Below are 13,641 nucleotides of genomic sequence, written 5' to 3'. Positions count from 1 at the left end.
ACTGCCTCGATGCGAAGGCCCTTCCGTTGTCCGATCACGAGCACGCCCCCCGGGTGATCTACCTGGGCGGTCTGGGACGCAGCGGCACCACGCTGCTCGAACGGCTCCTCGGTGAGCTGCCCGGCGTGATCGCCCTCGGCGAGGTCGTGCATCTGTGGGAAAGGGGAGTGCTCGCAGAAGAACTCTGCGGGTGCGGGGCGCCCTTCCCCGCCTGCCCCTTCTGGGGCCGGGTGGGGGAGCGCGCCTTCGGAGGATGGTCCGTCCGGCTGGCGGAGCGGGTGCTCGCGCTGCGTCGCCGGGTGGACCGGACCAGGCGGATCCCGCGCATCGCCCATCCCGACCTCGCCGACTACGTCCGGGCCTACCGGCTGCTCTACGCCGCCACCGGCGCGGACGTCGTCGTCGACTCCAGCAAGCACGCCTCGCTGGCCTGCTGCCTGGTGAGCAGCGGGGTGGACGTCCGGATCGTCCAAGTTGTGCGCGACCCGCGCGCCGTCGCCCACTCCTGGAGCCGCACCGTCGCCCGCCCCGAGGACGGCCGGCCGATGACCCGGTGGGGGCCCGCTCGCACGGCCCTGCACTGGAGCACCCAGAACGCCGCGCTGGAGCTGCTCGCGCGGCGCGGCGCCCGGGTGACCACCGTCCGCTACGAAGACCTGCTGGCCGCGCCCGCGCCCACGCTCGCCGCGCTCGGCCGCGAGCTGGGGCTGCGCGAGGCCGTCGCCGAGCTGCCGTTCCTCGACGGGCGCACCGCCTGGCTCGGGCCGTCCCACACCGTCTCGGGCAACCCCATGCGCTTCCACGTCGGGCGCGTCGAGCTGCGGCGCGACGACTCCTGGGCCACCGGCATGGCCCAGGGCGACCGGCGCGTGGTCAACCTGCTCACCTGGCCGCTGCGGGTGCGCTACGGCTACTGGGGGACAGCGTGACGTCAGTAGGGGTGGTCGTCCCGACGCGCGGCGACCGGCCGGGGATGCTGCGCGAGGCGGTCGAGGCCGTGCTACGGCAGGGCCACTGGGGCCCGCTGGCGGTGGCCGTCGTGGTGGACGGCGGGGCGCCCGTCGAGGAGGCCGCCGGACAGGTGGCGGGGCTGGGCGACGGAGCGCGACGGCGTGTCCTGGTGCTGCCCAACACCCGCACGCCCGGCCTGCCCGGAGCCCGCAACACCGGCATCGACGCCCTCGGCACCGACCTCGTCGCCTTCTGCGACGACGACGACGTCTGGCTGCCGGGCAAGCTGGCCGCCCAGCTGCGGGCCCTGCGGCGCGGCGGGGGCGAGTTCGCGAGCTGCGGCATCGAGGTCGAGCACGCCGGGCACCGGGTGCCGCGCCTGGCCGGCACGGCCACGGTCACCGCCGCCGACCTCGTCCGCTCGCGCATGGTGATGGTGCACTCCTCGACGTTCCTGTTCCGGCGCGGCGCGGTGCGGCCCGACGAGAGCGCGCCCGGCGGGCAGAACGAGGACTGGGACCTCGCCCTGCGCGCCGCCAAACGCCACCCCATCGTGTACGTCGACCGGCCGCTCGTCCGGGTCCGATGGGGTTCCTCCCACTACGCCGCCCGCTGGGCCGACCGCATCGCCGGGCTCGACTGGATGCTCGACCGCCACCCCGAGCTCGCCGTGGACGCGCACGGCGCGGCGCGGGTCTACGGGCAGCTCGCCTTCGGGCACGCGGCGCTGGGCCACCGGCGCGAGGCGCTGCGCTGGGCCGCCCGCGCCCTCGCCAGCCGCCTCGCCGAGCCCCGGGCCCCGATCGCGCTCGCGGTCGCGGCGGGGCTGATCTCCGCGCCGGCGGTCCTGGCCCGTCTGCACGACCGAGGACACGGCATATGACCACCTCTCGCTCCTTCTCGCGCGATCCGCGCGATCCGCATGATCCGCATGATCCGCATGATCCGCACGAACCGTCCCGACCGCCCGGACCGCCGGAGGCGGTCGTGGCGCCCGCCGCCACGCCGTCGCCCGCTCCGCCCGCGGAAGCAACGCGGGCCGTCGCGCGCGCCGTGACGCCGGCCGGTTCGCTGCGGGCGCCCATCGCCCTGCCGCCGCCCCTTCGGGGTGAGGAAGGCGAAGCGTCCTTCGTGCCGCCCGCGCCGCGTGGGCATGTCCGTGTGCTTCCCGTCCCGGTTCCTCGGGAGAGGGCCGTCGCGACGCGAGCCGGTGCCTCGCGGGCCCGCGCCCTCGGCGGAGGGCGGCTCGGCGGGGGCGCTCCCACGGACGGGCGGCCGCTTGCTGCCATGCGGGGTCTCGTCCCGGGTGGAGGCGGCCCTGCCGGGGCCGTGCGGCAGGGGCGGGTCCGGGTGGGCGGGGTGGGGTTCGACGCGGTGCGGGAGGAGGAGGTCGTGGACCGCGTGGCGGACGCGCTGGCGGCGGGACGCGGCGGCCGGATCGTCACCCCCAACGTCGACATCTGCCGCCTCGCCGCCACCGACCCCGCCCTACGTGACCTCGTGACGTCGGCGGACCTGGTGGTGGCCGACGGGATGCCGCTGGTGTGGGCGTCCCGGCTGCTGGGCACGCCGCTGCCCGCGCGCGTGACCGGCGCGGACCTGCTGTGGTCGCTCAGCGGCCTGGCGGCCCGCCGGGGCTGGCCGGTCTACCTGCTCGGCGGCCCCCTGGGCGCCCCCCAGCGGGCCGCCCGGGCACTCGTCCGGGCTTTCCCCGGGTTGCGGGTCTGCGGCGCCCACGCGCCGTCCCACGGCTTCGACGCCGGCCGCGAGGGGCGCGAGGCGGTCCGGCGCAAGGTCGTCGCGGCCCGTCCCCGGCTGGTCCTCGTCGGGCTCGGCTTCCCCCGGCAGGACCGCCTCATCGCCGACCTGCGTCTCGACCTGCCGCGCGCGTGGTTCCTCGGGTGCGGGGCGGCGATCGCGTTCGCGGCGGGCGTGGTGCCGAGGGCGCCGGGATGGATGCGGCGGGCGGGGCTGGAATGGGCCTACCGGCTCATGGCCGAGCCCGCCCGGCTCGCGCGCCGCTACCTGGTGGACGACCTGCCGTTCGCGGCCCGGCTGCTCGGCCGGTGCCTCGCCGCCCGGGTGCTCAGGTCGGTGTCGCCGGTCCGGGTGCTCCGGTCAGCGAGCGGACGCGGGCCGCGTCGTCCGGGGTGAGGCCGCGCGCGGGGTCGGCCAGGGCCTGGCGGGAGTCCATGCGGCGGTAGGCCGTGCGCGACAGGCCCGACCACCGGAACGCGCCGCCCGCCCGCGCGGGGCCCGTGCACGCCCGGCGGATCCGGCGCTCGGCGGCGGGGGTCCAGGGCAGGCCGGCGTGGGCGTACAGGCGGCGGAAGCCGGCCAGTGGGTCGGCGGCCAGCGACTCGTACGGCACGACGAGGATGCCGGGCGTGCGGGCCAGGACCGCCCGGGTCGCCCGCCAGAGCGCGGCGATCCTGGCGACGGGATCGAGCGCGCGGTCGAGCGCGGGGCCGAGGGCCGCGACCTCAGGGTGGTCTCGGACGAGCAGCGGCTGGTCCAGCAGGTCGCGGAGGTCGGCGTCCCAGCCCAGCCGCTGCCAGCTCGCCACGAACGACACCGGCTCCCGCACCAGCGCGATCACCCGGCAGCCCAGCCGCCGCGCGAACCAGCCCGCGCTCAGCACCGCGAACGGGTCGTCCAGCAGCGCCCGCCGCCCGGTCAGCCGGCCGTGCGCGAAGGCCGTGCCGTAGCGGAGCAGGCGGGCCAGGTCGTACGGCCGGCGGTTCGCGCGCAGCTCGGCCGGCCAGCGGTAGCGCAGCGCCACGGTGTCGCGGAAGGCGGGCAGCCAGAGGTCGTCGTTGTCGTCGCAGATGTACTGGAAGCGGTGGGTGACCTCGGCGGCGAGCACGCCGGGGCAGCGGCCGGGCGGGTGCTGCGGGTTGAGCGGCTCGTTGACGTAGACCAGGGAGCCGCCCGCGGTCAGCATCCTGCCCGCCCACGACGTGCCGCTCCTCGGCAGCCCGGTGACGAGCACCGGGCCGGGGACGGCGGTCATGCCGGGGCCGCCCAGGTGCGGAGGCGGAGGGCCGGCAGCGTGTGGCGGCCGAACGGGTGCAGGCCGTAGCGGCGGTGGAGCTGCCAGAGCGGCAGCAGGTTCTTCACCAGCACCCCGCCCGACCAGCCCGCCACCGCGCCGAGCGCGCCGTGCGCGGGCACCAGCGCCAGGTCGAGCGCCAGCGTGCAGGCCACGGCCGCCAGCAGGTTCAGCAGGCTCGCGCCGGTGTGCCCGGCGGCGGTGAGCACGACGTCCACCATGCCGCAGGCCGTCGCGACCATCATGGTGGCCGCGAGCACCAGCGCGACGGGCGCCGCCGTGCCGTAGCCGGGGCCGAACACGGTCAGCAGCCACGGCGCGAGCACCGCGTACGCCAGCCACACCGGCCAGGTCAGCAGCACCAGCCAGATCGTCGCCGCCTGGTACAGCTCCCTGGCCCGCGCCAGCTCGCCGCCCGCCAGCGCGCTCACCAGCCGGGCCTGCACGGCCTGCGCGAGCCCCTGGTTCGCGAGCTGGCCCACGACCTTGAACCGGGTCGCGGCGGTGTACACGGCGGCCTGCGCGGGCCCGGCGAGCAGGGCGACGACCACGACGTCGAGCCGCTGGAGGACCGCCTGGACCGCGCCCGCGAGGGACCGCGGAGCGGTGTAGCGCCACAGGTCGCGTCCCGTCCCCGGCAGGTACGGGCACCGCGGCGCCCGCCCCCGCACCGCGACGGCCGCGAGCACCAGCACCGGCAGGTACGGCAGCCCCCACGCCGCCGCCAGCCAGCCGGGCCGCCCCGCGAGGGCCACGGCGGCGACCAGCGCGAACTGGGCGACGGGCAGCAGCAGGCCGTCGAGGAGCACGGTCGGCCGCAGCGAGCCGAAGCCGCGGGTGGCGGCCAGCAGCACGTCCCCGAGCACGATGACCGGCACCATCGCCGCCACCGGCCCCACCCGCGGCCACAGCAGCGCGGCGGCGGCGCAGGCCGCCACCACGCACGGAACGGTCGCGGCCCGGATATATCCGGTCATGCCGCGATATCCATAGGTCTTCGCCCGGGCGATGAAGTACACCAGCCCGTTCCCGGCGTCCAGCTTCGTGATGCCGGCGGCCATGAGCGCCACGGCGGTGGCCGCGAAGAACGTCCCGGCCCCGGCCGCGCTGACCGTCCGCGTCACGACCACGACCAGCCCGAACTGCGCCGCCGCCGCCGCCCCGGCCGCCGCCACGCCCGCGACCCCGCCGCGCGCCGCCCCGCCCCTGCGCAGCAGGCCCGCGACCAGGTGGGCGGGGGTCACCGCCGCCACGACGGCTCCTCGCCCAGCCAGCGGACCAGCCGCGCGTCGTACGGCTCGAAGTGGTCGCGCAGCGCCCGCCCCAGCACCTCGGGCACCGGGCGGGTCCTGGGCCGGCCGTTGTGCCGCTCGAACACCGGATAGCCCAGGTGCGGCGCGCCCAGGAACTCCAGCACCCGGTCGTAGACGTGCTCCGGCTCGGCGAAGAACCGGTGACTGTCGAGAACCAGGATGCGGTCGCGCCCGAACAGCGGCTCCAGCCGGTCGAGCTGCTCGGCGTAGCGGCCGCGGGCCAGGTAGGAGTGGTGGCGGTGGGAGTGGTGCAGCGCGTGCGGCGAGCCGCGCAGCAGCTCCTCCGCCCCGGCCAGCCGGGTCGCCTCCAGCTCGACGGCGCGCTCGAAGCGCGGCTCCTGCTCGTAGCCGCGGGCCAGCTCGTGCGCGTGCGCCGAGCAGGCCCGCTCGACCGGGTCGCGGACCAGCACCACCAGCTTGACCCCGGGCAGGTCGGCCGCGATGCGCTCGCCCGCCAGCGGATGGAACAGGTAGTACGGGGACGACTCGAACGCCAGCGACCGCCCGCCGTACCGGTGCGTGAGCAGCGCCGCGCCGGCCCGCAGCGGGAAATGCGCCTGGTACCAGGCCGGGCCGCGCCAATAGGCCACGTCGAAGTAGTGCACGCCCTTGTGCAGCACGGGTTTGAGCAGCAGCGGGTGCTGCGCCAGCGCCCGGTACAGCGACGTGGTGCCGCACCGCTGCGCGCCCGTGAGCAGGAACGCCGGCAGCAGCCGCGCCCCCGAGGTGAACCGGCCCGCGGCCCGCGACAACGACAGGACCGACCGCTTCATCGTCCTCATACCAGCAGCTCCTCGTGGTCGACGGCCGGGTTGAGCCAGGTCTGCGGCGGGCCGAGCGGCTCGTGGCCGTCGGCGGCGTGCCGGTCGGCCAGGGCGATGAGGTAGCGCAGGGCGCTCTGCCGGGCCGTGGCCGCCGTCAGGCCGAGCGGGGCGAGCTCGCGCGCGGCCCTGGCCACCAGGGCGCGGGCGGCCTCGGCGGGCGGCATCCTGCGCAGCGCGCGGTGGAAGAAGTGGTGCAGCGCGTCGAAGCCGTAGGGGACGCCGACCGCGTAGCGCTCCCAGTCCCAGACCAGCAGCCGCCCGCCGGGGGCGGGGCACAGGTTCCAGGGCGCGAGGTCGCCGTGCCAGGCGGGGGCCGCGCCGGGGCCGGTGGCGGCGATCTCGCTCACGGCGGCCAGCAGCAGCGGGCGGGGCGCGCGGGCGCGGCGCCGCACGGGCAGCGGCGACAGCGCCAGCACCGCGAGCCCGCGCCACTCGCCGAAGTGCAGCACCTCGGGCACGACCACGGTACGCAGGCCGTGCCCGGCCAGCCGGCCCAGCGTCGCCGCCTCGGCCGCGACCAGCGCGCGCGAGCGGTCGCCGTCGCCGACCTTCACGAACGCCAGCAGCCGCCCGCCGGCCCGCACCTCCAGCACCGGCTTGCGGTTGGCCCGCCGCGCCGGACGTACGTGCAGGACCGTCTCGACCGGCCGCCCGAAGACCTCGCCCAGGTGCGCCGCGATCGACCCCTCACCGGGCACCACGACCGGCGACCCCACGTGCCACCAGCGCCGGGGCGCGAGCCTGCGGGGCACGGCGGCGTGCGGCAGCACACTGTACGCCCGCGGCGCCCCCGAGCCGGGGTAGAGCAGCCGGACGGTGTCGGCCAGGTAGTCGAGACGGACGGCGGCGTCGTTCATGCGGCACTCCGCTGGGCGTTCCGCCACAGGAGGGCGAAGGAGACGAAATACAGGGTGAGCGGGGTGACCAGGCCGTCGTAGACGAACATGTAGAACAGCACCAGCCCCATCACCAGCACGCCGCCCAGCCCGACCGGGCTGCGGTCGGCCCAGTGGCGGCGGATCGCGCCGGCGAAGAAGGCCACGTACAGCGCGGCCCCGGTGAACCCCTGGGTGATGATCAGCAGCCAGAGCTGCCCGTCGCTGCCGAGCGGCGGGTGCCCGCAGGAGCCGCACCAGCTCGTCCGGCCGGTCGTGATCGTGCGGTGGTTGCCCATCGCGTTGCGGGTGTTGCCGTAGCCGATCACCGGCGAGTGGGCGGCGGCGGCCAGCGTGGCGGTGACGGTGAAGGCCCGGATGTCGTTGGAGTGCGGCCGGTCGAGCCGCTGCGCCACCAGCCCGGCGAGCGGGCTGAGCGCGAATGCCACCGCCGCCCCGGCCGCCACCGCGCACAGCACGATCCTGGCCCGCCCGCCCACCCGCACGACCAGGTAGACGGCGGCCAGCCCGAGCCCGATCCACAGCCCCCGGTTGAGCGAGTACACGACGGGGACCGCCGCCAGGGCGGCCAGCACGGCGAGGAACGCGCGCTGCCGGGCGCCGCCGTGCGCCCACCAGCCGACCACCGCCCAGACCAGCAGCACCGACACGTTGCTGCCCCAGGCGTTGGCCCACTCGAAGGGGGCCTCCGGGCGCGGCATGGCGTAGCCGAGCACCTTCTGGGTCTGGGCGGCGGTCGGGTGGATGAGGTTCTGGACGAACGCGTTGCCGCCCAGCCAGTCGGGCAGCAGCAGCTCCACCGGCGAGGTGAAGGTGAAGCCGGGGGCCAGCACGCCGAGCAGCCCGCCGGCCACCGTCGTCACGAACAGCGCGCCCAGCATGCGCACCAGGCGGAGCTGCGGCAGCTCGCGTTCGGTGAGGTTGCCCAGGTAGAGGACCATGATCAGGACGCTGGCGTAGAGCGCCAGGCGCATCCCGTAGCCGACGAGCCGGCCGGGGCCCAGCTCGCCGTACGTGCCGGGGGGCGACTCGCCCAGCATCAGCGCGCTCAGCAGGTAGCCGGCCAGCAGCAACAACCACAGGCCGAATCCGGGGGGCACCTTGACGGGCCGCCGCCGCCACAGGACCACCGCCATCGGGACCGCCAGCACGATCACCGACAGCCCGCCGAACCCGAGCGCCCACCAGACCGGATAACCCACCAGCAACGCCCCGATCGGCCACGCGGGCCCACCCAGACGACGCCCCGCCGATGCGCCCAGGAACTTGGTGAGGGGGCGGTCGGCAAGCCCCGGAGGGCCGGCGGGTGGTGCGCCCAGGCGGCGCCCCGTCGACTTGCCCAAGGACCCGGTGAGGGGGCGGTTGGCGAGCCCCGGAGGGCCGGTGGGTGCGTCCAGGCGGTGCCCCGTCGATGCGTCCAGGGACCTGGTGAGGGGGTGGTCGGTGAGCCCCGGGGGGGTGGCGGGCGGCTCGGGCTGGGGGAGTGCGGGGGGCGGCCCGCCCAGGGGCCCGACGGCCGGGTCACCCGGGGGGCGGGCGGCCGGGCCGCTCGCTCGTCGGGGCGGGTCGGCGGGCTCGTGGGGACGTGCGGTCATGTGGGGCGGCCTGGGCGGGGGCGGCGGAGGGGCTGCATGGGGGTGGTCTCGGCCGACAGGCTGACGCCGAAGCCCTCGGCGCCCGCGGCGGCGCCCCCGGCGCCGGCGAAGTCGCCGGCCGCCAGCTCGCCCGGGACGGGGAACTCCCCGGTGGCGACCAGCTTGCCGAGCGGCGAGTGCGGACGCGGCTCCAGCAGCGGCACGAACTCCGGCATCGCGTCGGTGGCGGTGACCACGCCGATGACCGGGATGTCCTGGCGGCCGAGGTGGCGGGCGGCGGCGGCGACCTGCGGGGCGGTGACCCGGCCGAGGCCGACGAGCAGCAGGGCCGCGTCCGCCCTGGCCAGGTCGCGGACGTCGGTGCCGTCGAGCACGGCGAGCGGGGCGCTGACGGCCAGCGGCTCGGCGAGCGACGAGGCGTAGAGGTCGGCGGGCAGCGCCCGCACCAGCAGCCGTTTGCCGGGGCAGGCGGCCACGACCGCGCAGGCCAGCTCGTGCAGCACGCCCGGCTCGCGCGCGCCGGACAGATCGGCCAGCACCGGCAGGCCGGTGAGCCGCTCGACGTCGGCGGCGCGGCGCAGCCGGGTGTCGAGCCGGTCGCGGGCGTAGGCGGCGGCCGAGCCGGTGAGCAGCCCCGCCATCAGGCCGGTGCCGAGGTGCAGCGGCAGGCTGGGGGAGCTGGGCGCGGCGGGCGGCGCGGCCCGGCTGATGATCGCGCCGGGCGTGACGGCCACCGTGCGGAGGGCGTCGTACTTGAGCGCGAGGCTCGCGGCCTGGCGGCTGAGCACGCTCTGCCGCTGCAGCGCGATGGCCCGTTCCGCGCTGCCCTTGCGCAGCCGGCCGAGCTGCCGGAAGGCGGCGTCGAGGCCGGCGTTGACCTGCTTGAGCTTGCCCAGCACGGCCTGCTGCTGGTCGGTCAGGGCGGCGAGGGCGCTCTCGCGGCGGTGGGCGAGGTAGGCGTCGGCGTACGCGCCGGACTGGGCGGCGGCGAGCCGGGGGTCGGCAGCGGTGACCGCGATGGACAGGACCGCCGAGTTGGGCGGGACGGTGACCTCCGCGGGCGCGGGCGCGACGCCGCCGAGCGCCCGGGCGGCCCGGGCGGCGACCACGGCGGACGCGGCGACCTGGGCCTCGGTGTCGAGGTTGAGCGGCTCGCGCTGGCGGGCGGTGACCTGGTTGCCGGGGTCCTGCGGGCCGACGGGCATGACCTGCACCTGTGTGGCGGCGGTGTAGGCGGGCGGGGTGAGCCGCAGGAGCGCGAGCCCGGCCGTGCCGCCGACCACGACGCAGCCCACGAGGATCAGCCATCGCCTGCGCAGCAGGGACAGGTGATCCTCCAGCTCGGCGCCGGGGCGGCGGGCCTGGACGTCCGGCGGCTGGGTCATGGGGGCGGCCTCCTGGGGGATGTGCGCGTCGTCGCCGCCCGGCGACGCAGCGTCACGGGCCGAGGCGTGCGCCCACTATAGGCCGGACGGTCAGCACCCGAGCTGAATCCGCAGAATTTTCTCCGGTACGGCAGGAAAGAAGGGGCTCCATAAATCGAAATTCCGGGAAAATTCCGGCACGGTTTTACCCTGGCCCACCAGCTAATACTCTCCACACCGGCTGAAGTTCCTGGAATGACATGGCAAGGTTCAGGTGTGACAACGCGGGGGTCCTTCGACAAGTTCGACAAGGAGGTTGGACGGTTTTGCAGCTACGGGGAATTACTCGCAAAACGGCCGCGGCGCTCGCCGCGCTCGTCACGCTGAGCGCCTGTTCCGGCACGGCGGGCTCGGCGACGAGCGGGACGAGCGGAACGAGCGGGACGAGCGGCGCGGCGACCGGCGCGGCGACGGGATCGGCGACGGGATCGGTGACGGGGCCGGCGGCGGACCCGGGGGCGAACGCCACGACCGGCCCGGCCACGGCCATGGGCCCGTCGGCCGGCGGGCCGGCCAGGCAGGTGGCGGGGGCACCGTCCTGCACGGCCACCGCCCGGCTCATCCCGTCCTGCGGCGCCTGGTGGGGACTGGCGCCGGAGGTCTTCACCGGGGCGCAGGTCGAGCGCGCCCTGCGCGGGGCGGAGGCCCGCATGGGCGCGGCGGCCGACGTGCTGCACGTCTACCACCGGGGCAGCGAGCTGTTCCCGACCAAGGCCGAGGTCCGGCTGGCCCGCGACCCGGCGCGGCCCCGGCTGCTCATGGTCAACTGGAAGCCGTCGCTCGACCGCACCTGGGCCGAGATCGCCCGCGGGAGGCTCGACGCCAGGATCGACCGGCTGGCCGGCTATCTCCGGCGCACCTTCCCCGAGCGGTTCTTCCTCACGCTGCACCACGAGCCGGAGAACGACGTGGACAACGCGCCCGGCTCGGGCATGCGGGCCGCCGACTACGCGGCGATGTACCGGCACGTGGTGCTGCGGCTGCGGGAGAAGGGCGTCAGGAACGCGGTCATGGTGATGACCTGGATGGGGGCGCCCAACTGGGCCGCGAAGTCGTGGTTCGAGCAGCTCTACCCGGGCGACGACGTGGTCGACTGGGTCGCCATGGACCCCTACGCCGACGACCGCGTCAAGGACTTCGACGGGCTGGTGAACAAGACCCGCGAGGAGAAGGAGTTCGCCCAGTGGCCGGGCTTCTACCGGTGGATGCAGCTCCGCTTCCCCGGCAAGCCGGTGATGGTGGCGGAGTGGGGGGTGTTCGAGCGGCCGAAGGACCCGGGGTTCAAGCGCCGCTTCTTCGAGTCGGTGGCGCGGCAGATCAAGCGCTACCCGCAGATCAAGGCGCTGTTCTACTTCGACTCGCCGCAGGCGCCGCGCGGCGACACCAGCTTCGACTCCGACCCGGGGGCGGGGCGGGCTTTCACCCGGCTCGCACGGGATCCGTACTTTCGCTCGACGCCCGTGCCGCGCCCCTAGCGGTCCGCGCGCGCCAGCGCCACCCGGCCACCACGACCGCGGTGGCGGCGGCGAGGGCGGCCACGGTGACGGTGTTGCTCGCGTCCAGGAGCTTCAGCGCCGAGGCCAGCAGGACGATGGCCAGCAGGGCGCGGATCAGGCCGCCCGGGGCGCGGGAGGAGATCCGGGCGCCGAGGTAGACGCCCGGGATCGAGCCGATGAGCAGCGAGACCGTCAGGTCCATCTGGAAGTCGCCGAACAGGAGGTGGCCGAGCGCCGCGGCGGCGACCAGCGGCACGGCCTGCACCAGGTCGGTGCCGACGAGCTGGTTGGCCTTGAGCGCCGGGTAGAGGGCGAGCAGGGCCACGATGATGAGCGATCCCGAGCCGACCGAGGAGACCCCGACGACCAGACCGCCTACCGTACCGACCAGTAGGGTCGGAATTGGGCGCACGACGATGTCGTGCGCGCTCGCCGATCCGCCCCGCCCGCCGAGCAGCGTCTTGGCCGCCATGCCGGCCACGGCCAGCAGCAGCGCCACGCCCAGGGCGTACTTGACCGCGTCGGTGACGGCGAAGGCCCGTGCGAGGAACACCCCGCAGAACGCGGCCGGCACCGACCCCGCGCACAGCCAGCCCACCAGTCGCAGGTTGACCGTGCCCCGGCGCAGGTGCACCACGCTGCCCACCGGCTTCATCACCGCGGAGGCCACCAGGTCGCTGGAGACCGCGGCGAGCGGCGGGACGTTGAAGAACAACATCATCATGGGCGTCATCAGCGCGCCGCCGCCCATGCCGGTGAGCCCGACCACGACGGCGACGACGAAGGACCCGCCGATGAGGGCGAAGTCGATCAACGGATCCAGCCTCCAGACCGCAGCGTCTCCAGCACCCTGGAGACGGCCGCCTCGATCGAGATGTGCGTCGTGTCGATGACCAGGTCGGCGTCGTCCGGCTCCTCGTAGGGGTCGGAGACGCCGGTGAACTCGGGGATGAGCCCGGCGCGGGCCTTGGCGTACAGGCCCTTGCGGTCGCGCCGCTCGCACTCCTCCAGCGGCGTGGCCACGTGCACCAGCAGGAAGTCGGCGCCGACCGCCTCGACCATCGCCCGCACCTCGGCGCGGGTGGCGGCGTAGGGGGCGATGGGGGCGCAGACGGCCAGGCCGCCGTGCCTGGCGACCTCGGCGGCCACGAAGCCGATGCGCCGGATGTTGAGGTCGCGGTCGGCCTTGGAGAAGGTCAGGCCCTTCGACAGCAGGTGGCGCACCACGTCGCCGTCGAGGTAGGTGAGCGAGCGGCTGCCCAGCTCCAGCAGCGCGTCGCGCAGGCCGCGGGCGATGGTCGACTTGCCCGAGCCGGACAGGCCGGTGAAGAACACCACGAGGCCGCGCCGGTGCGGCGGCCCGGGGATCGTCACCGGCTCGGGGCCGGGGAAGTGCTCGGTCGCGCCGTAGGCGGCCGCGACGTGCTCGCGCAGCTCCAGGTCGATCTCGGGCTCCTCGCGCGGGGCGAGCGGCACCGGGACCACGAACGTGCCGGCGGGCAGCCGCTCCTGGGCTCGCAGCGCGGCGCGGACCACGGCGGGGCCGCCCTCGCCGTACGCCAGGGGCAGCAGCAGGATCACCGCGTCCAGCTCCTTGGCCAGCGCGGTGATCTCGGACAGGTCGTCGAGCGGCCCCCGCAGGGTGACGGCGAGCGCCGCGCGCCCGCCGAGCTCCTCCTTGACCTGGGCCGGGGTGCGCCGCAGGCGGGCGAAGGGCCCGTGCTCCGGCGCGCCGAGCCCCTTGACCGGCCCCGAGACCAGCCCGTCGGCCTCCTGGGCGGTCACCGTGAGCGCCGCGAGCGGCAGGCCCTCGGGGTCGAGCAGGGTCACCTCGTCGCCGGGGGAGACCTCGGCGGGCAGGTGGAGGGTGACCGGCGCGGGCCACGGCGTGCCGTCGGCGAGCGTGCCGCGCTCGTGCACCGCGTGCAGGTCGTCGTGGCCGAGGAACCCCGTCAGCGGGTCGAACGCGCCGGAGAGCAGCAGCTCGAGATCGGCCAGCTCGTGCGGCTCGGGGGTCCACTCCACGTCGTCTACATCCCAACTAATCCGACTCACTTGGTAGGAAACGAGTGTACCGACTCATCCGGTTA

Annotated in this window: 12 protein-coding genes; 4 read left to right on the top strand and 8 right to left on the bottom strand. The window is 75.9% G+C overall.

The window, feature by feature from the left end:
- Nucleotides 1–26: 26 nt before the first annotated feature.
- From MF672_RS05340 to MF672_RS05330, 3 genes are all read left to right on the top strand, one after another.
- The gene (locus tag MF672_RS05340) at nt 27–929 is read left to right on the top strand and encodes a sulfotransferase (RefSeq protein ID WP_242376222.1); all 903 of its coding nucleotides are present in this window, start codon (nt 27–29) and stop codon (nt 927–929) included.
- Entirely contained in the window at nt 926–1,834 is a 909-nt protein-coding gene (locus MF672_RS05335; RefSeq protein ID WP_242376223.1) for a glycosyltransferase family 2 protein, read from the top strand. Before MF672_RS05340 ends, MF672_RS05335 begins: the two co-directional genes overlap by 4 nt.
- 404 nt (nt 1,835–2,238) lie before the next feature.
- Nucleotides 2,239–3,105, top strand: coding sequence for a WecB/TagA/CpsF family glycosyltransferase (locus MF672_RS05330; RefSeq protein WP_242376224.1), 867 nt, complete (start codon nt 2,239–2,241; stop codon nt 3,103–3,105).
- Here the strand turns inward: MF672_RS05330 and MF672_RS05325 are convergent.
- From MF672_RS05325 to MF672_RS05300, 6 genes are all read right to left on the bottom strand, one after another.
- Nucleotides 3,038–3,964, bottom strand: coding sequence for a sulfotransferase (locus tag MF672_RS05325; RefSeq protein ID WP_242376225.1), 927 nt, complete (start codon nt 3,962–3,964; stop codon nt 3,038–3,040). The genes MF672_RS05330 and MF672_RS05325 overlap by 68 nt on opposite strands.
- Nucleotides 3,961–5,256, bottom strand: a complete 1,296-nt coding sequence (locus tag MF672_RS05320) for a lipopolysaccharide biosynthesis protein (protein ID WP_242376226.1) — start codon at nt 5,254–5,256, stop codon at nt 3,961–3,963. The genes MF672_RS05325 and MF672_RS05320 overlap by 4 nt, the downstream gene beginning before the upstream one ends.
- Entirely contained in the window at nt 5,244–6,098 is an 855-nt protein-coding gene (locus MF672_RS05315; protein WP_242376227.1) for a sulfotransferase domain-containing protein, read from the bottom strand. Before MF672_RS05315 ends, MF672_RS05320 begins: the two co-directional genes overlap by 13 nt.
- On the bottom strand, nt 6,095–6,997 hold the full coding sequence (locus tag MF672_RS05310; RefSeq protein WP_247815167.1) for a hypothetical protein: 903 nt from the start codon (nt 6,995–6,997) through the stop codon (nt 6,095–6,097). The genes MF672_RS05315 and MF672_RS05310 overlap by 4 nt, the downstream gene beginning before the upstream one ends.
- Entirely contained in the window at nt 6,994–8,238 is a 1,245-nt protein-coding gene (locus MF672_RS05305; RefSeq protein ID WP_242381050.1) for a hypothetical protein, read from the bottom strand. The genes MF672_RS05310 and MF672_RS05305 overlap by 4 nt, the downstream gene beginning before the upstream one ends.
- Before the next feature lie 389 nt (nt 8,239–8,627).
- On the bottom strand, nt 8,628–10,016 hold the full coding sequence (locus tag MF672_RS05300) for a Wzz/FepE/Etk N-terminal domain-containing protein (RefSeq protein WP_242381049.1): 1,389 nt from the start codon (nt 10,014–10,016) through the stop codon (nt 8,628–8,630).
- A gap of 305 nt (nt 10,017–10,321) precedes the next feature.
- On the opposite strand from MF672_RS05300, the gene MF672_RS05295 reads away from it, so the two are divergent.
- Nucleotides 10,322–11,530 (top strand): glycoside hydrolase family 26 protein, encoded by a 1,209-nt coding sequence (locus tag MF672_RS05295; RefSeq protein ID WP_247815166.1) that lies wholly within the window; start codon nt 10,322–10,324, stop codon nt 11,528–11,530.
- Here MF672_RS05295 and MF672_RS05290 read toward each other — a convergent pair.
- Nucleotides 11,475–12,365: a sulfite exporter TauE/SafE family protein gene (locus tag MF672_RS05290; RefSeq protein WP_242381047.1), complete on the bottom strand. Its 891-nt coding sequence runs from the start codon at nt 12,363–12,365 to the stop codon at nt 11,475–11,477. The genes MF672_RS05295 and MF672_RS05290 overlap by 56 nt on opposite strands.
- Nucleotides 12,362–13,576 carry an adenylyl-sulfate kinase gene (cysC, locus tag MF672_RS05285; protein ID WP_242381046.1) on the bottom strand — a complete coding sequence of 405 codons (1,215 nt, stop codon included), beginning with the start codon at nt 13,574–13,576 and terminating at the stop codon, nt 12,362–12,364. The genes MF672_RS05290 and cysC overlap by 4 nt, the downstream gene beginning before the upstream one ends.
- Between the last annotated feature and the right edge of the window lie 65 nt (nt 13,577–13,641).

Origin of the sequence: Actinomadura luzonensis, assembly GCF_022664455.2 — a bacterium.
In the GTDB taxonomy this organism is placed as follows: domain Bacteria; phylum Actinomycetota; class Actinomycetes; order Streptosporangiales; family Streptosporangiaceae; genus Nonomuraea; species Nonomuraea luzonensis.
Note: the sequence above shows the minus strand (reverse complement) of the source record. Positions and strands in the feature narration are given on the sequence as shown.

Bases quoted from the DNA above. Each gene is read 5' to 3' on its own strand.
- MF672_RS05300 (WP_242381049.1), bottom strand. From the start codon at position 10,016: ATGACCCAGCCGCCGGACGTCCAGGCCCGCCGCCCCGGCGCCGAGCTG.
- MF672_RS05310 (WP_247815167.1), bottom strand. From the start codon at position 6,997: ATGAACGACGCCGCCGTCCGTCTCGACTACCTGGCCGACACCGTCCGG.
- MF672_RS05315 (WP_242376227.1), bottom strand. From the start codon at position 6,098: ATGAGGACGATGAAGCGGTCGGTCCTGTCGTTGTCGCGGGCCGCGGGC.
- MF672_RS05325 (WP_242376225.1), bottom strand. From the start codon at position 3,964: ATGACCGCCGTCCCCGGCCCGGTGCTCGTCACCGGGCTGCCGAGGAGC.
- MF672_RS05330 (WP_242376224.1), top strand. From the start codon at position 2,239: ATGCGGGGTCTCGTCCCGGGTGGAGGCGGCCCTGCCGGGGCCGTGCGG.